The 17,268-nt window shown below is 42.7% G+C and carries 15 protein-coding genes; 7 read left to right on the forward strand and 8 right to left on the reverse strand.

Annotated elements, in window-relative coordinates; translation table 11 throughout:
• Positions 1 to 356: 356 nt before the first annotated feature.
• The 3 genes from ACOTWU_RS23065 (at position 357) to ACOTWU_RS23075 (ending at position 1,716) form a co-directional block, all read left to right on the forward strand.
• Complete coding sequence (locus ACOTWU_RS23065; protein WP_000442693.1) at positions 357 to 656, forward strand: hypothetical protein; 300 nt, start codon at positions 357 to 359, stop codon at positions 654 to 656.
• 356 nt (positions 657 to 1,012) lie between these two features.
• Entirely contained in the window at positions 1,013 to 1,297 is a 285-nt protein-coding gene (locus ACOTWU_RS23070; protein ID WP_001091367.1) for a hypothetical protein, read from the forward strand.
• Between the two features lie 65 nt (positions 1,298 to 1,362).
• Entirely contained in the window at positions 1,363 to 1,716 is a 354-nt protein-coding gene (locus ACOTWU_RS23075) for a hypothetical protein (protein WP_000210769.1), read from the forward strand.
• Between the two features lie 286 nt (positions 1,717 to 2,002).
• Here the strand turns inward: ACOTWU_RS23075 and ACOTWU_RS23080 are convergent, their stop codons facing one another.
• From ACOTWU_RS23080 to mobI, 8 genes are read right to left on the reverse strand one after another with little or no spacing between them, the layout of a single operon-like run.
• On the reverse strand, positions 2,003 to 2,734 hold the full coding sequence (locus ACOTWU_RS23080; RefSeq protein ID WP_000338612.1) for a nuclease-related domain-containing protein: 732 nt from the start codon (positions 2,732 to 2,734) through the stop codon (positions 2,003 to 2,005).
• A 1-nt stretch (position 2,735) separates the two neighbouring features.
• Entirely contained in the window at positions 2,736 to 3,917 is a 1,182-nt protein-coding gene (locus ACOTWU_RS23085) for a S49 family peptidase (RefSeq protein WP_000952985.1), read from the reverse strand.
• A 10-nt stretch (positions 3,918 to 3,927) separates the two neighbouring features.
• Positions 3,928 to 4,590, reverse strand: a complete 663-nt coding sequence (locus ACOTWU_RS23090) for a DUF4400 domain-containing protein (RefSeq protein ID WP_000718549.1) — start codon at positions 4,588 to 4,590, stop codon at positions 3,928 to 3,930.
• Positions 4,577 to 5,686, reverse strand: a complete 1,110-nt coding sequence (locus ACOTWU_RS23095) for a hypothetical protein (RefSeq protein ID WP_000343600.1) — start codon at positions 5,684 to 5,686, stop codon at positions 4,577 to 4,579. Before ACOTWU_RS23095 ends, ACOTWU_RS23090 begins: the two co-directional genes overlap by 14 nt.
• The gene (gene traD, locus ACOTWU_RS23100; protein ID WP_001284073.1) at positions 5,686 to 7,770 is read right to left on the reverse strand and encodes a conjugative transfer system coupling protein TraD; all 2,085 of its coding nucleotides are present in this window, start codon (positions 7,768 to 7,770) and stop codon (positions 5,686 to 5,688) included. Before traD ends, ACOTWU_RS23095 begins: the two co-directional genes overlap by 1 nt.
• Positions 7,770 to 10,916 carry a MobH family relaxase gene (mobH, locus tag ACOTWU_RS23105; protein WP_001011152.1) on the reverse strand — a complete coding sequence of 1,049 codons (3,147 nt, stop codon included), beginning with the start codon at positions 10,914 to 10,916 and terminating at the stop codon, positions 7,770 to 7,772. The genes traD and mobH overlap by 1 nt, the downstream gene beginning before the upstream one ends.
• 9 nt (positions 10,917 to 10,925) lie before the next feature.
• Positions 10,926 to 11,663 (reverse strand): hypothetical protein, encoded by a 738-nt coding sequence (locus tag ACOTWU_RS23110; RefSeq protein ID WP_000995978.1) that lies wholly within the window; start codon positions 11,661 to 11,663, stop codon positions 10,926 to 10,928.
• Positions 11,660 to 12,145 (reverse strand): conjugative transfer protein MobI(A/C), encoded by a 486-nt coding sequence (gene mobI / locus ACOTWU_RS23115; protein WP_000071885.1) that lies wholly within the window; start codon positions 12,143 to 12,145, stop codon positions 11,660 to 11,662. Before mobI ends, ACOTWU_RS23110 begins: the two co-directional genes overlap by 4 nt.
• A 759-nt stretch (positions 12,146 to 12,904) precedes the next feature.
• On the opposite strand from mobI, the gene ACOTWU_RS23120 reads away from it, so the two are divergent.
• From ACOTWU_RS23120 to trhH, 4 genes are all read left to right on the forward strand, one after another.
• A complete protein-coding gene (locus ACOTWU_RS23120; protein WP_000004208.1) occupies positions 12,905 to 13,705 on the forward strand; it encodes a hypothetical protein in 801 nt (266 codons plus the stop codon).
• Position 13,706: 1 nt separating this feature from the next.
• Positions 13,707 to 14,219: a hypothetical protein gene (locus ACOTWU_RS23125; RefSeq protein WP_001140952.1), complete on the forward strand. Its 513-nt coding sequence runs from the start codon at positions 13,707 to 13,709 to the stop codon at positions 14,217 to 14,219.
• Positions 14,220 to 14,810: 591 nt separating this feature from the next.
• The gene (locus tag ACOTWU_RS23130; RefSeq protein WP_000196727.1) at positions 14,811 to 15,857 is read left to right on the forward strand and encodes a thioredoxin family protein; all 1,047 of its coding nucleotides are present in this window, start codon (positions 14,811 to 14,813) and stop codon (positions 15,855 to 15,857) included.
• A complete protein-coding gene (trhH, locus tag ACOTWU_RS23135) occupies positions 15,847 to 17,262 on the forward strand; it encodes an IncHI-type conjugal transfer protein TrhH (RefSeq protein WP_085013660.1) in 1,416 nt (471 codons plus the stop codon). Before ACOTWU_RS23130 ends, trhH begins: the two co-directional genes overlap by 11 nt.
• Positions 17,263 to 17,268 lie beyond the last annotated feature (6 nt).

Here is a 17,268-nt window from a genome sequence, read left to right on the forward strand (position 1 = left end):
CACACATCCCCTACCATTCCGATTTGATATTCGTCTAATACACCCTTTAAAGAAAACAAGCAGACGGCAATGAGACGTCGGATTAGCGTCAGCAAATATGAGACGTCAGTAGTCGATGTTTGTCCTGCGGAACGTGAATCTGTTTACAAGGGGTAAAGCCGTACCATCCATGAGGGCTCAGAGAGCCGGGGTCTCCTCCAGATCACTGGAAGTTATTGACTCTGGCAGGCCTATCCCTATGACTTTTTCCCGGATGGCAAATTAAGAGCGAACAGGGCCAAATTAGTACTCTTTTCTAAACGGAAATACTGAATCACCCTGATATAACTGGTCTCTCACAAGACAGGAGATCATCAATGGAACGTGTAATATTTTCAGTAATCTTTTTTATGATGCTGGGCGTACCTTTTTACCTTCTTTATAAAATTGCCCGGGACATTTTTGGTACCGCCGGTGCTGGTGAGCCTGCACAATTGCCTCAGGGCAAGCAAAGACGCTCAGGAGGCGCTGGTTCGGGTTCGATCTGGCAAGGACACCATCTACAGGGGAGCAGCCATTTGAACCCCCTCGGAGGTGATTGTAATGGTGAAAATAGCATAGCTGGTGGTTGTGATGGTGGCGGTGGAGGAGGTGACGGAGGTGGTGGTGGTGACTGATAGCCTGCAACTTTAACTATCAGGATGAAACCCATGTCCAGCAACCGGAAAAAGAATTCATTTCAACCGAAAAGCCCTGCCTTAAAGTGAAGCGTATTAAACGTGAAGGATGCTGAATTAGAGGGTATCGGTTTTATACTGAAGCGTAACTGGAAGAAGGATCTGAAATTAACTATTACGGAAAAGTAACTTTCTGACTCACCACGTACGCCCCTCGGTTATGCCATACAGTTTGATACGAAAACAGATCAGTAAGTAGATTGCTATACGCCGGAGAGAAGTCTATTTTTCATGCACCGAACCTGTTTGGCCTGCAATGGAAGCAGGTATAATAATCACATACAAAGGAGGGCATTATGAATACATTTTTATACGTGCTTTTGGCCTGGATTGTTGTGCTTTTTATCGCCAACAAACTGCTCGCAAGACGTAAGCCCAATACGGTTAAAATCCTGGTACAGCGCAACGGGAAAGCCGCAGAGGTTGATGCTGTAGTGGTTCAGGGTTCAAAGAGAGCTAACAACAGTTCTGTTGCGGACAGCGACGCGGTAGATAGTTATTTTGAAATGAATCCTTACTCCCGCGAAAACCAGGCGAATGGTTGGGCTATGCTGGCCAGAGACGATGACCAGCTTAAATAATCAGTTGAGTGTGATGTGTAAAGCAGCTTAAAACTCTAAATGGACGAACAGGGGAGGTGACAAAGATGACAACCAATACAACAACGACCACCTACCGCTCAGAAGAAATCGTGCCGTTCAGACGGCCCAAAGGGGATCTGGATAGTCGGTATATGCCTCAGGTGTATGCAATGGTGCGGAACTGGGCAAGTAACCCTGCTCAATATGGTGAGGGTGTACTGGCCTCCTACCGCCAACCGGCAGTAAACCTTGCCTACCAGGTAAAAGGAACTCGTGTTGTTTTAATTCTGGTACCAGTAGAGTGCGAGCCACCTGGAGTGATAATGACGGAAACAGTCCTGTGGCCGTCACTATCACTTGTAGAAGTCTTGCAGACCTTGCAGGAGGCCTGGCAAAATATTCCGGCGTTAAACCCCTGACGACTTCTGTCAATATCACCGGCTAGTGATTTACCTCTCTGCTGGTGGTCAGCCCGCCTAAGTTCAAATTATCTCTTTCTAAATTAGCCCGGATAAAAATCGGTCCCTCTAAAATAGCCTGCCCTGAGTAGGCTACGTCATACAAAGCGTTGGCCAGTCACCAGCTGGCTGGTGGCCATAATGCTCCACAGGATAAACCGTATCAGAACTACGCAAAGAAAAAGCCCCAACAATTTACCGATGGGGCCTTTTGCAGACATTTTACAGCCTTACCAATGATAGAGCGCTAAGGCTTCTGCTTAGTGAACAGACTTGCCCACAGATAATGGATAAAGTTGAGCAGAATGTATGTTACTCGTTGCTCGAATTTCATCGGGGCTTTGTACTTTGTCGTTATGTTATGAATATGAGTAAGGTCCGTATAGAGCCCTGGCGACTTCCTTGTTGACTTCAACACCGAACAGATGTGCTGAACAGACTCCGGTGTGAACAACCGTAGCCCTCGTCGTTGTTTGACTTTATGGATAAAATCGTCCATCCCCATACATAACCATTCCGGCTTGATGCCATCAAACTTACAACGTCCGTTTATGATGACGACATTGATACATTCCAGTTCTCTAGCCTTAAGAGCAGACTGAATAGCCCTGATGTGCCCCTGGTTTTGCTTAAACGGGTTCTGCAACTTGAGGGTTCGGGACTGAGTCCATTTCCGCCAGTGGCTTTCCTCCAGAGTACCGTAGAGCTTGCCTACGTAGTTTTTCTGCTCTATGACGTATATACCATGTGGGGCTACGAGAATGTGATCAACCTGCGTAGTGCTATGAGCCGACAACTGAAAGGTGAGATCACTAAGTAGCCCCTGAGCTTCTTCAGGAAGCCCAGATTCAATTGCCTTTGCAGTCCGCCGTTCCGCTATGGCAGAGGTCATAAATCCCAACAGACACAGCAACACGACGAAAATAAGGATAATGAAAGCTACCCCCGTAATGCTCCACAGCAGATTGAAAGCATCCATGTTACCTCACAGAGGGGTAGCTGGTGGCATTAACAGATTCTACTAAGCGGGTAGTGGTACCGGTAAGGCTCTCAATATTTGAAGACAGGCTCATCAGCATGCCGAGTGCAGAACGGAGATTACGATGAGGCTCATTGTAGTTTTTGAACGTGTCAGTGGAGTACATTTTTGAAAGACGTGTACGGATCTCTACTGACGTAAGATCTCCATCCACCAGGCCGTACTTAACTGCCTGAGGTGTTGGCCATACACGGCCTGAATAGAGAGAAACAGCATCGGCATCATGACGCGAGAGAAGCTTTTTACCCCGTCCAAGTTCAACATCAGTTATAAATTTTTCATGCATCGTGTTCAGGATCTCCTTCTGCATGAACTCCCTCGTTGAATCGGACAATGGGTGGAAGGGGTCAAGAGCATCTTTGAACTCACCGGCCGTAAGGGGCTCATTCTTGACGCCTACTGTGCTCATGATCTCTGACAGATTCCAGTGGTCCATACGCACACCGATAGAACCGATCAGGGCATTACTGTCGGCATAAATTGCATCAGCGGGCGATACCGCGTAATAGCATGCGGATGCGCATATGCCTTTCACACTAACGATGATTGGTTTATATGAGTCTGCGATATCAGAGAAAAAACGACCGGTACCGCTGGAGAGTACTTCGAGGGAGTTTTGCTTCGACCGTGCTTCATCGCCACGTTCTGTGCTCCCGGTTTTGTTACTCTTGTCAGCGGCTACAGATGAAAGAGAGCCACCGGCATCTGATACGCGTTCAATCTGTGGCTGGTGGTTTTTAAGCGCGTTTATCTGGCGGTAAATAATGATGGCGTCAGAGGGACCACCACCACCTGACTCTGCCTCGATAATAACTGCTTTGGCATGGGGATTATTGTAAGCTTTGGCAAGAGCTGTTGCGATCACTGTTCCATCGCCCGTTTCCGAGCCGGTACCCATCTCGCCAGAAATCCGTATTACAGCTATATGGTCTTTCTTCCCTTCAGCGTCCTGCCATTGTTCGTAAAGATTGTAGAAAGAAAACCCTACAGCGGTCATGGCAATTAGCGACATAGCAACTTTTGCCGTGGTATGAATGCGAAACATCTTATAAAAACGGTCAGCGTTATCATTGAGCGATTCTTTGATATTTGTAGGGGACTTCCTTTTTTTACTGCTTAACATCTGACCACCTTTACATGAGTTTTTGAAAGTTAGACCACAAGCGATTCAATGCAATTCCCAGTATCAATAAAGCGACTGGTGGGAAAAGTTGAGCGATATTGTTAAATAGTGACATATTTGGCATGACCAGGTAGACCATCGTTAAAGCACTGATCACCCAAAATGCTCGAAACCAAATACGATAAAACTGAACTGTAACCTTACCAAATACGTACCTCTTCAATTTCCACTGGTACATTCCATCTGCTAGCATGGCAAATAGATAGGGCAGAAAAACGATTAGCCACCCCAGGATTAAGTTCCACCGGAAAATGGACTGATAAAGTAAGAGGGGTATGTTTTTGGCCATAGTGTAATTAATAGAGGTAAATTTTTCAGCAACAATGTTAATACCTCTGGCTGGTTTTTTGGTGTCAGGGATCAGAATAGTATTCAGATAGTCAATTAACTTATAGTCATGTACCAACCAATTTAAAGTCGCTTCACTATTTGCAATGACAGACTTCCAACGGTCATTTGATATGATGGACCGGCTTGCATTAACCTCCTGAGTAATCTGATATTTGAGCTCCTCAGTATTCTGGAAAGCCAAGCTGTAACCAAAATAAATGACCATGCCAAAAAAAAGCATTGTTCTGAGCACTGCTGCCCTGCTTGTATTATCCGCAGCCATTGCTTTCCCTCCATTCACGAAAAAGAGCTAGCCTCTGATCGTGATTGCAATAGTTGTTACGCCACATCGTCGGGATACCCAGGAGCCAGTGGTACTGTTTAGGTATGATTTGGTCGATGAGGCTTAACTCCGCCAGTTCTTTATGCTCTGCGCTTTTCCACTCGATCTGTCCCACATCAGGAACAAATACAGCGGTCCTTGCTTTTGCGGCCTGGCGGGAAAATTCTATAAAGTTGATGCCCCACGGCGTCCAGTATCTGTACTGCTCGTTTAGGCCGATGTTAAACACCGGCAGAGAAAGAGTTGAGTCGGCAAAAGCCGAAATCACATTTTTGCAGACTCTTGGACTATCTATTTTTTCCTGTTCGGTTTTGAGATGAGTCAGCAGTGCACGGTCAATAATGCTGTTAAAGGTGTTTGTATAAAGGCCATTAGGGTCAGGAAGCTGATCTATGGCAGTAATGATTTTAAATTTTAACCGAGAAAGAAAGGGAGAGTCCTCAATAGTAACTATATGACTATGTGTTGTTTCTGGATGAATCTGGGGTTTGATGCGCTGTACTTGTTTAAAAGAGACACTACCTGGCAAATTAATGAATGCGCCCACCGTGCGTGTTAAATCGACGAAATAAGGCAAAAGATAACAACCAAGCATACGGGCATTCTTTTTTACAAGATCACACCGTACGTCATTGTTATCGAAAGAAATACGGAAACTAACGAATTTACGTTCAGGACCTTCGCTGGTGGTCAGTGATTGAATCCATTCATGGCATGATCCTTGTGGTACCGACCAGTAGCTGGTTTCACGGTCCCCAAAGGGATCAGTCGTGATCAACTCTCCCTTTAAAAGGAAAAGCTCAGACAGGGTATTTGCCATGGAGAATAGGGAATCGATATCGTTGCTCTGACAAAATTTTCCCAAATGATGAAACGCGTTTTTTTCTATCATAGTTAGCCGATCTCGAACTTCCTGAGAATCTGCGTACTTTAAACCCAAAGACTGAAAGCGCCTTTTTACGAGCGAGCGACATTTGCTGACTTTTAGTGCAGAGCTTAAAATTTGCTGGCGCGTCAGGACAATTTTTTCATCCATCAATGCAACTTCCTTAGAAATTTATTAAGATTTTTGATATCGAGATTTTGACGCAAAGTAACTTTTCCGGCCTTCTTGAAAAGCATTTCCGACAGAGTTGTGTTTGGCTTCATTTGTTTCTCAGCAACAGCAATAGGGATTTGGCCTACAACCTTCCTGCCATCTTGAAGCCTGGCAACTATGTGAAACATAGGGACCTGACCCAAGAGATCCTTTGGAATACTCTCTTCTAAAGTTGTCTGCTTTCTTTCTGAGATTGAACCTGAGAAGTTATTATGCGGCAAAGATGTTTCTGAACCGGTCGTATAAGTGACCATATTTGTGCTTATCGCACTCTTACCAAAGTTCTCTACAACAAGCGTCTGAGTAGGAGTATCGTTGACTCGCAAGCTTATATAATTGTTGCAGAGCCCCGTAATTCGATTGGCAGTTTCAACACTTGCCGCAGCAATAAAGTCGGAGATGGTTTGGGTGCAAATAAACAGTGCAATTTTCGCTGCACGACCCTGCGCCAGAAGGTTAATCATAGGGTTGTTAATGGCTGAGTGTGCCTCATCAACAAAAATACTTATCCTGGAATTAGCTGACATATCACCATCTTGAGCGTTGTAGCGACTACCGGCACAGGAGGTCAGATCTGACATTATTAATTGAGAAATAGCAGCTGCTGTATCGGGGTTTGAAAGGCCATCAAGCGAAATGTATAGCACCCCGCCAGTGCTGAACATCCCTTCGCTTGTTACAATTTCTCTTGATGATACTGAGTTCGGGTTAGGAGATAAAAGCTCATTTAAAGGTTTTTCAATGAGCATATCGAAAACAGGCATAATACCTGCGGTCATTTTAGCCATATGCTCTGGGTCGGACATTGAGTAATCAATAAGCTGGGAAACAGTATCTAACCAGTCTATTTGTTCGGACCCCTCGTAATTCATGAAATGAGCCGTAAACCATTCAGCGAGACGCTTGAAACGTACCGGCAAGGTATCGTTAGCGACGTACTTAACTTTTTCGGTCCAGACATCGTAACCATAATATCTCGCGTAACATGACTCCATTACCTTGACTGTAAGATTCACAATAGACATGTGGCTTTTCATGTTCTTGTGAATCAGATAAATAGAAGGCTTTTTCTCTATGTAAGAAAGCCCGGAAATCACATTGGAAACGAGAGCCTTGGCATACTGAACGAATGGGTTAACCTCACCGGGAACTGTCACCAAGCTCAAAAGACGAGATGTTAGGTCAGAAACATTAGTATAGGTGTTGCAGACATCAATACAGACCGAAGATGCTGGCTGGCCAGGATGAAATTTATAGAAAGGAAGACCGAGGGTCTTAGCCTCTTCCATTAGAGATTCTCGCCACTCTGCATCGTTCTTTGGATCTATGACAACAACAACATGACCAAGATGAAGCATGCTAATGCTTAGTAAACGCTGTAGCACCGTTTTCCCGGTACCCACGTTTCCGGTTATCAGAGTATGACCAAACCAATTGTCTTCAGTTACAAATATGGGTTCCCTACGTTCCACAGCAAAAATTGCATTGCTGCCGCCCATCTTACGAGCCATTGCGTCAAAATGTCTCTTAATTGGGTTGAAGACGAATGGCAACTCGATCTCACGTTTATCACTGGAGAGGTTAGCTATTTGATATGCCCGATCCGCATGTTCCGGACCCCACTCAAACCCATCACAAAAATAGGACTTTCGCTCGGGTATATCCTTATTTTTATTTTGATAATCCTGAACCAGTTGACGATACTTTCGCTCATTGGAGAAAAAGTTACTTTTGTTAATTACACGCAGTGAATCAAGACTAACGAACATGAAATGTCGCTTGAATACACGCCAATGAGCCATCAAAAATGGCGCTGCTGTTTTGCAACGATAAAGGCACAGCAAAAAAAGCAATATTGAGGTGAACAGAACTATTGGGGCGATGTCCAGTCCGTCTGAAGAAAGTCCCATATAAAGCATAGAAACCGAACAAATCAAAAGTATTGAGGCACTACGATACTCAAGAATAGGCCGATAAAAATTCTCTTGTGCATGGAGGTTAGTCCTCTTCGAATCTGACATTATAGGTTCCCAGCCTCTTTCAGGTTATTGATAATTCGTTCAATGTCCACTTTCGCCCGGTCTGATGCGGCCAGCAAAGTAGGCATGTTAAATGCATGGCATTTTGTATTGATCACAGCACCAGAATTAACGAGGTACTGAGGAAGCTTATTGAAAAGATCTTGAGCCTCTAACTGCGACCCAAATTTTTCCACGCAAGATTGGGTCAGATAGAGAGTATTAGGAGTACTTACCATAAATCTGTTTTTGCGCTTTCTTTTAAACGCCACCTCCATTTTGGACAGAATTTGATGCAGTACTAACGCAATTTCTACAAATTCAAGCTCTGTAACGTCACCTTCGCTTATAAGCGAGAATTCACCATTTTGGTCTGATTCAGTAGATGCAAAGACTTTACTGTTCAGATTGTGACCAGAAACAGGTGATGCTGGTTTTTGTACTTCTGCTTTGTCCGATGATTTATTCCGGTTGCGCTTGGGATTTTGTTTTTCTACCGGTGCTGTTGGGGCGAACAGTCTGGCCAGTGCTGGCGAAAGATGATGCCCCTTAGCGTCTGTGGGCGCATGCTCTCCATTTGATTCTTCAAGTACAGGAGGTAAGGCGGGCTCTTCACTTGCCATCACACTGGTTGCGGCTGCTTCGGTCTGGGAATACACAACTTCAGCTGGTGGTGGGCAGTTACCCTCAGTATCTGGTTCTGAGTTTTCTTGTCCTACAGAAACATCCATAGAGCGTTCATTCGTACCCTGGGGATCAGCGTTCTGTTCTCGGTTAAGTTCTGGTAATTCTGACGGCTCGGAGAGAAGCTTTTCATTATGGACCGAAGAGCTTGTTGCACAACTACCGACTTCTGGCCGAGAAACACTAAGCTGTGAGAAATCGGTATAATCAATGATCTCATGCTCTTCATCTTCTTTCTCAAAAAGATGTTGATAATGTTCATATTCCACAGCCTCAGTTTTCAGCGGACCAGTCGCGGATGCACTATCGGTTCCATGATATTCCACGTCGCCAGAATGTTCTTCGACTGCATTTACACGTGGGGGAGGCAGCTCAAGCGTTTGCTTTGGACGTGGGGCAGAGTTTTCAACAGAAGACTCATCATTAATCACTAATGCCTGATACATAGAAGTATTGAAAAGTGACTTTAAAGTTGTTGGCCTTCTTGGCTCATGATAGGTGAGCTGGAACCCGGCGCAGTTATCGCCGAGCTGGACTAAACGCAGATCGTCAATGTCCCTTACTATCCACATTCCATCGAGAGAGCCTTCTCTGAATGTCAGTTGGAAATAGGGCTCTTCACTGAATGCTTTTTCATCTAATCCCGGCAGCAATGCCATAGTGGTATCTATGTTGAGGTAGGGGACAGCATCAACACACACTATATAGTCATTGGAAAGTGGAGCGCTTAAAAGGAGTTCATGAAGTTGGTTGACCAGGACATGGGATTCCGTGTCCTTTGCCGATTCATCTTCACTTTCTTCTATATCAGGAATGACAGGATCAGCTGCTTCCTCACCCTCAGATTTAACTATCTGCGTGTCATTATCAATTTCATTATCACTTTCGGCTTTCTTCTCAAAATCGTCGGATGAGCCTTCATTTTTCTTAGAATGTATATCAACATCAATAGAGGCAGAGGAGCGGCCTAAATCATTAACCTTAAGAACAGCCGTCTCAACAGTATCAGTAATTTTAGTTATAACGTCCCGACCGGGCACTGGTCTTCTGTATTCAGTAACTGTTTTTTGCTCGTCAATGTAAATAAAGTCTTTATTGGCATTAACGCTAAAAAGACCCGGCACTGAGTCAGGGATTTTATAGGAATCAAAGATTAAACCAATCCACCTTAGCTTAAGAAGGTTATAGAATTCTAGTTTCCCTATCCCATTTCTAAAGATGTTTGATATTTCGTTTTCCGAATAGATACCCGGAATGAAGTAGTGAACGACACGCTCATCATCATAGGGCTCGACGTAACCACGTTGAACTAGGGATTCTACCAATACGGTCTTACCAGCCTCTCCCTGAGGGAAGTTATATTTATGTAATTCGAAATCATTGAGAACAAAATCAAGGAATGCGTTCTCGTTAAGGTATACCTCACCATTTACGATAATGATGTGCATAGGCTTAGCATTGTAATTGTTGATATTGATACTGGTAAAGTTGTGCTTGATGGTACTAATGGCCCTTGCTGCTGCATCATTAGAACGCAGACCCATGATAGGGTCACGTAAAACATTAAGGTCTGTACCAGTAGAATAGAAATCAGCGGTCCTCACGCATTTAGACAAAAAGTCATTCCCATCAGTATAAACGTTTAGGGCGGTGATCATTTTTGAATAAACACGTTCTTTATTTACCCGATCCAAAAATGCAAGACATACCGGGTTTAGGATTCGCTCAAGGAAAACGCTGGACCAGATATTATGTTGATTATGAATACGCTTTCGCCAGTGGATTTCGTATTCAACCACGTCATTTTCACGTGCCCAGTCAAGAAGACTTTGTGAGCTTGGCGTCCAAATGATCGGACTAGCTAAATTCAGGCTTACAATGTCGAGATCGTAAACCTTTCCGGCATCATGGACTAAACCACAGATAAACGCAGCATAGAGATATACTTTTCTACGGACTACTTCTTCATCTTGATATCCGATTGGTCTCAGTTCTGAGTGATGCGCATTTTTTAAAGAGAGTATGGCCACTTCCAGGCTGTGAGAAAGTAACCCACCAATACCATTATGATGATGATTTTCGGAAGCTGGCAAAAGATGTATCCAGCGAACATATTCAACCAAGGGCTTTAAAACTAAATTAGTAAATGTATATGCATCGTCCCTGATGTCGCTATCGCTGATAGCTAACATCATTGAAATTGAGTGCAGCTTTTCCCGATACAGAGACAGGATTGACTGTTCATTAAATGTCTGTATGCCCGTCGGACGAGTTGGATACTCGATGAATTTCAGGACTTCTGGATTTGGATGATCAGGAACAGTGTACTTCTGATCTCCTAGAATCTGCGCAAAAGGAGAGAGGCTTGATATATCCTCAATCATTACAGAGGTTGCATCATTCTCCTGAGATGAGAATATCCCCAAAATCCGTTTAATACATAAATACAGCGCCCTGAAATTCATCATCATACCTTATCGACGTTTGCCTGACAGTTCGGCTGCAATGTATGCCTGCACACTTTTATATTGCATTACTTTGGTGATGAACTCTGCTGGACTGTATGGCCCATCCTTACGGCGAGAAACATTCAGAGTCTTTTTCACATTCTCAACATATAAATTAATACTCTTTATAATGTTGTGAGACATAACCGGATAGTCGCTTACAGCCAGTAAACCCAATGAGTTGTACTCATACATTGTGTTCATGAGCTGGTTCATCTCGAAGATGTACTTGTAAAACCTCATGGTGTTGTGGTTATTGAAGTTGAGTTGTACTGGTTCAAAACTGAAAGGTACAAACTGAGTTGATGACATGAATGAGTCATTCTTGTCGAACTCAATTGACTTAATATAAGCAACAAGATTTTCTTTCATCTTATTGTTTTCTTCATGCAGCTCGTTGAACCAATCCTGAATAGCCTGAACAAGGTCAGGATGTTTAACTGCATCAACCGTTTTAAAGAGAGAGGAAATAGCGATACTCACATCATCAAAACCTCTGATGACTGCTCCATTTCTGGCAGTTAAAAACCGGTTAAAGTCTGGGGTGCCGGGGTTAATAATAACTTTGGCCATACCCTGGTGCTCTGGTCTACGTTGAGTAGAAGTTTGAGCGTTTACGCCTTGCTTTTTATTTGAACCTTTTACCATTACATCTTTTGGTTCAATGTTAATACGCTCATTGTCCGTGATAATTGCGTCGTTCATTGTGCCACCTTAGTTTTTGAGTATTGACGGATTTTTCGTCCAAGTTCGATATATGCTGAATGATAGAGCTCAAGCATTTCTCTGTAAGGCTCCAGCAATGCTTCCGTTTCAGAAATCATTTCGTATTCCCAGCTGGCATGGTTTACAAAACAGTTCTTAGAATATTTTCCACTTTTCATTGGTTGCACCCGTTTTGACATGTGGCTAGGCGCTCTTGTTTTATAAGGGCTGAACTGATGCCAAGTGATCGTTACTTTTCTGGCATTACCAATTAGCTCAACTTTTGGTGCGTAAGAACCCAGGTACTCCCTCTTTGGAACTTTGCTATGTCGGGTAAGGTTAATCTCTTGGTGGTTTCGTTCCTTCCACTTGATCCAGTATTTTGTAATGAGATCTTCAGCCTCAACACGCAAACCTTCAATCTGAGCACGTAAATTTTTACGTGTTAGCTCTATAGAACTTATAAGATTTGAATTACTCATGACGCCTCCTGATGTGAAATTACTATACCGGAGGAAATTTCCGTTTTTTTTCACGAACAGAAGATTTTTGAATGCTCTTTGATGAGGGAATTGAACAGATGTAATGCACTCGCTGTTTCCCCCATTCGGGAGGGGCCTTCAGAAACAGTAACAGCGAGTTTAGCCTCACTTCCATCGCTACCCCCTAAAGTTACTTTTGACAGAATGACCATTGTGGATTATTGCTTTTGATAATGTGCATTGCTCTATTAAAGTTATACATATATCTAGTGCCACTTTTCCAAAAAAAATGACCCTATGGAACTTTGTCCATAGTGACACTTTTATAAAAAGTGACCCTATGACGACATTACATAGGGTCACTTTTCAAACATAAGTGACCCTATGTGAGGCATTCATAGGGTCACTTTTCTTTGTTTAGTGATCCTATGTAAGCATGAGGTTGATGAAAAGTAAAAATGTCAGTTTATGACGGTCAGTGAAAGACGTCGTTATTCTAATCCAACGTTGGGAGGGGCTGGATTTAGGTTTTTTTTTAATCGCTTCACATTTCGTTAGCATGCGCAGGAATTTTTGATAAAATTCTGGTTAGTTTGGTTAAAAAGTGTTACAAGTAAGCGGTGTGGTTGAAGGGATAGATTTAAGGCTTATTCAAGCCTTAAGAAAATACTAAAAGTTACTTTTCACCCTACCGAACACCTAACAAAAAATCCATGTTGAAGATTTGAACAATTGTAATGGCGCAAGGACAATCAGCACATGTCAGAATCTGATAATTTAACTCGTAGCTTACTCGGTAAACTTTTCCGCACTGAGATTTCGCTTATTCGTAGTTACCGTGCATTTTTAATGTTATTGCCTGTGCATGGATCTTCTGCATATCAAACTGGGACTCCTCTTCTCCAGCGTCGCCTATTTGGGAAAGGATTTAGTACAGCCGCTGATTTAGCTTTTGAAGTGGAAACACGTCCAGGTAGTTTTTTGGTTCCGCGTACACTCGGAAAGGAAATTACATGGGAGAGGTTTTTTTCTGCGGTCTTGGACGGTGATTCCAATGTAATTCGTGAATATGATACAAATGATATTGACTATGGTATTTACGATGCCGGTGAAAAAGTGACTTTTCTGAATGGTACAGTGGATATCTATAATCCCAAGAAGATTCATGAGTTGCGTTCTAAATGTGTTGATATACAGAATGACTACTTTATGCAGGTGTTCTTTATCTCAATGCTCGCACCAGAGTTTGTAAGTATTTTCTTTGGTTTAAAACCAACTACAGCTGATGCTATTAAAGACATTGGTTATTCATCGTTAAAAACAATTAACGATGTCGTTCTTTTCCCACGTACAATTGCTTTCTCACAAGGGCATATTGAAGAGAGTGTTTCACTTAAAACGAAAGTTTTTGCCTGGGCTTATGAATTGTCTGCTGACATCCGGTTAGGAAAAGTTAGTGATGATTTGATGGAACTATTACGTTATGACACTATGTTCACCAGTCACCGTCAGGATGTGTTCAACACTTTAACAAATAAAGTTATGTTAAAGGATTATTGATATGGCAAAGGTCGATCAAACAAAAGCTAATGCTCTATTGCGAGCAGCAAGAACTATGTCGCTTGGGGCAAATAAAAATACAATACGAATTTTGTACGGTAATCATGTTGCTGAAAATATCGATTTTGAGCCTGGTGCAAAAACAAAACTCAAAAAAGGTATCCGGGGCTGGAGCAAACGCACAGATAACCGCCGAGCCTTTTCTGCTGTTATTGATGTCGCAGTTAACTATTTTGGTTTTGATCCAATAAATCCGGAAGCGAGTTTTCGGCAAATTGACTTCAACCGAATAATGAGTGTCCTTCATAATCTGGGATACTTTGTATGCGCACCGGAAGTTAATAAAATAATAGAAATCCTTACTTCTATGAAAGAAATTGAAGAACTAGGTGCCTGCGAAAAATGTAAACGCCCATACATTGTGCCAGTGACAAATGATGCTCATTGTCCACGTTGCAGATTATCTTCAACTGCTTCAGCCATAGAGAGGTATTCTCAAGAAGAATTAGATTAAATTTAAAAAAGATATCGCGAAACTTGCCTTGTCTGAATCTAAATATTGACTTAAGTCAAATTCTGTTGTTTGCTTTACAATCAAATATTAGTTACAACTTAAATATCAACTCTTGACAAGTAAAGATATAATTTGATTTTTCTTTATTCAGTTTTTCTTCGTTCCAAAAATGTGCACCTTTTTTTCTGTTGAAAACGTAAAACTACTTAGGTTCTCAAAACCTTCTATGCATGACGACTTCTTAATCGCTTTCAATTAATATATTTTATATTCTTGTCTAAGTTCGCTTCTTTGATCCTTAGCTATTCCTTTTTTGAAATATAGAAACAGCATTACTTGTGATGATTTTTTTCAGCTCTAAATACACCTGTTTTCAAAGCAATATTTGCTTTTAGATATTCGATAAAACCATGTTTTTGTTACACCGGATTTTTGACAACGTGCAAGATGGATGATCTTTCCATCACCGAGACTATCTTCTTAGTCAGCACTCCTTTTCCGTCCTTTTCAACATAAAAACGACCATGCTATACGAGCTCTAACCTTTTTTTTGTATGCCATCATAACCGCATCAGAAAAGGAGAACGGTCTATGACTCGTATTGCATTAGCGCCTTCAAAGATGGTTTTGCTTATGTCTTTGGTAATTACTGGTGCCCACGCCAGCCCTGAGCAACCCCTAATAAAAGATACGCCCTTTGTATCTGGCCAGGCTTATAAGAAGGGTTTCTTCTGGTATGACGATCCTGCTAAAAAAAGCGAAGCTGAAGAAGAAGAGGTTTTGCCACCAACCGGTGCTGCTAGCTCGCCTTCAAAAGAGGAAATGGTAGATTTAAATTCAAAATGGCTAAAAGAGAATATGCCTCGACTGTTAACGCAGGCAATGGATAACCCTACCGCAGAAAATCTATCACGTTATTACACGGCGCAAAGGTTAATGCTGGATATCAGTACGCGTTTTTCTGACAAATCAAAAGATTATTTTCTTAAAAACCCGATGATGTCTGAAAAACGCAGGCAACCAGTGGAAAAGGTGGCACTGGATGCTCACCGCACTGTTGTTGAAAAAAATCAGCAAACGGTAATGAAAGATATCTTTACTAAGTCAGGTTTATTTTTCTTTTTCCAGAGTACTTGCCAGTTTTGCCACGAAGAAAGCCAAATACTTCAATTTATGCAGAACTATTATTCGGTAGATATTCTTCCAATCAGTATGGATGGAAGGCCATTGCATAATGGCCTTTTTCAGGATTTTAACATCCCCAACGCACAAATTATTGATCAATTTAAAATTCGAGAGGTACCTACAATTTTCCTGGTTTCAAAGGATGGGACATCAGCTCAGCGCATTAGTGAAGGCATGATCTCCGCTGATGAATTAAAGAACACTATTATACTTGCCGCGAAGGGCATGAATCTGATCGATGACGCTTCGTTCCAGTCAACTCTAGATATTAAAAGGCAATATACCATCGGCGATGATGGCGTTATTACCGTTAATAAATCCGAAATGGAATCAGACCCATTCCTACTTCAAAAAATAATGGACCAAAAACTCGAAGGCTATGACATGCCTACGGCCGATCCGGTCAATTATCTCAATGCTGGCGGCAGTTTTGGAGGCACTTATGCGCAGTAATGCCGTTTTCAACTTCAAAAAGTTACTTTTGTCTCTTTCTGTTTGTGCTGCAATTTTAGCCCCGACTGCAAATGCAGACAACGCAATGCGTAACATTTTCAATGGCATGATGACGTCTACCAGCCCGGCCACCTTTTCCACAGCAACCCGTACAGGCATAGTTGGCGGGTCAATGTCTTACCGAACAACAAACGTTAATACCAACCTTGTTTCCATGTCGTTTCCAAAAGCTTCTGTCGGTTGTAACGGTATTGACGTTTTTCTTGGGTCCTTCAGCATGATCAACGGGGACCAGCTTGTGCAGGTGGCCCGTGGTATTGCCCAGGGTGCGGCTATCTATGCTTTTAACGTTGCTGTTTCAGCTATTTGTGCTGACTGTGCTGCAACGATTAATGACATCCAAAACAAACTGCAAGCGCTAAATAAATTTGCGAAAGATTCATGCAATGCAACTTACTCTTTCCTTTCTGAAAACGTGGGTACGCCAAGCCAGTTCGCTAACTCAGTTAGCTCTGGACCAGCCTCAATTCTGGGATCGATTAATGGTCTTATTCCTGATTTTGGCTCATCGATGACAAAGTCACCTGAAGCTGTCACTTCTCAGGTTAAAGCAAAGGATCCCGAAGAGTTCGCTGAAAAATTCAGTGGTAACCTCTTCTATATGTCGTTCATGGATATTGATAAGGGAACGATGAACATCGGAGGGGTAACGGAGTTATCCGGTTATAAACTGGCAGAACAACTTATGTCTCTCGTAGGTACTGTCATTATCAACTGGGATAGCAAAGGCGAAAAAGCGGGAATGGAAGTCCGCCCGTCTACCATGACTGTCACGGATTACATCATGGGGCCACCAGCTGGCGGATCAATTAAAATGCTCAAGTGTTCTCCGGCACCAGATCCATCATCCCCACGAAAGGCTCAGTGCCTTGTCATGTCAGAAGTTAATGACGGTGGTTTTAAGGGATTGAAGGATACCATTTCTGATCTTCTTTTAAACGTACAGAAAAAAATCATCAACGACGTTCGTGTTTCAGATGATGAATTACGCATTATCTCCTATATCGGCATCCCGACCATTATCGACTCTTTGCAAACATTCGAAGCACCGGAAGGGTACGCATACATTCAGGACATCAGCACTATTGCTGCGACGAGCCTCGTAATCAACATGTTGCGCCAGGTTGAGGCCAAAATTTCAACCATGAGCATACCGAGTGAGTCGCTGTCGGGTAAAAGGGATGATCTCAACCGATTAACAGACAATCTCTCAAAACAGGTTAAAGCCGCCTATGAGCTATCGCACAACCAGGTCGGTACCAGCTCGGACGTCATTTCAACCTGGGATAACCGTCGCCTGCAACGGAAGGCTTTCACTGAAAGTATTCGTGGCACACGTAACTGAGGTCTG

It is taken from the genome of Enterobacter cloacae complex sp. GYL001, from assembly GCF_049237125.1.
Taxonomy (GTDB): domain Bacteria; phylum Pseudomonadota; class Gammaproteobacteria; order Enterobacterales; family Enterobacteriaceae; genus Enterobacter; species Enterobacter hormaechei_C.

Coding starts and splice junctions, on each gene's coding strand:
- ACOTWU_RS23065 (WP_000442693.1), top strand. CDS start 357: ATGGAACGTGTAATATTTTCAGTAATCTTTTTTATGATGCTGGGCGTA.
- ACOTWU_RS23070 (WP_001091367.1), top strand. CDS start 1,013: ATGAATACATTTTTATACGTGCTTTTGGCCTGGATTGTTGTGCTTTTT.
- ACOTWU_RS23075 (WP_000210769.1), top strand. CDS start 1,363: ATGACAACCAATACAACAACGACCACCTACCGCTCAGAAGAAATCGTG.
- ACOTWU_RS23080 (WP_000338612.1), bottom strand. CDS start 2,734: ATGGATGCTTTCAATCTGCTGTGGAGCATTACGGGGGTAGCTTTCATT.
- ACOTWU_RS23085 (WP_000952985.1), bottom strand. CDS start 3,917: ATGTTAAGCAGTAAAAAAAGGAAGTCCCCTACAAATATCAAAGAATCG.
- ACOTWU_RS23090 (WP_000718549.1), bottom strand. CDS start 4,590: ATGGCTGCGGATAATACAAGCAGGGCAGCAGTGCTCAGAACAATGCTT.
- ACOTWU_RS23095 (WP_000343600.1), bottom strand. CDS start 5,686: ATGGATGAAAAAATTGTCCTGACGCGCCAGCAAATTTTAAGCTCTGCA.
- traD (WP_001284073.1), bottom strand. CDS start 7,770: ATGTCAGATTCGAAGAGGACTAACCTCCATGCACAAGAGAATTTTTAT.
- mobH (WP_001011152.1), bottom strand. CDS start 10,916: ATGAATTTCAGGGCGCTGTATTTATGTATTAAACGGATTTTGGGGATA.
- ACOTWU_RS23110 (WP_000995978.1), bottom strand. CDS start 11,663: ATGAACGACGCAATTATCACGGACAATGAGCGTATTAACATTGAACCA.
- mobI (WP_000071885.1), bottom strand. CDS start 12,145: ATGAGTAATTCAAATCTTATAAGTTCTATAGAGCTAACACGTAAAAAT.
- ACOTWU_RS23120 (WP_000004208.1), top strand. CDS start 12,905: ATGTCAGAATCTGATAATTTAACTCGTAGCTTACTCGGTAAACTTTTC.
- ACOTWU_RS23125 (WP_001140952.1), top strand. CDS start 13,707: ATGGCAAAGGTCGATCAAACAAAAGCTAATGCTCTATTGCGAGCAGCA.
- ACOTWU_RS23130 (WP_000196727.1), top strand. CDS start 14,811: ATGACTCGTATTGCATTAGCGCCTTCAAAGATGGTTTTGCTTATGTCT.
- trhH (WP_085013660.1), top strand. CDS start 15,847: ATGCGCAGTAATGCCGTTTTCAACTTCAAAAAGTTACTTTTGTCTCTT.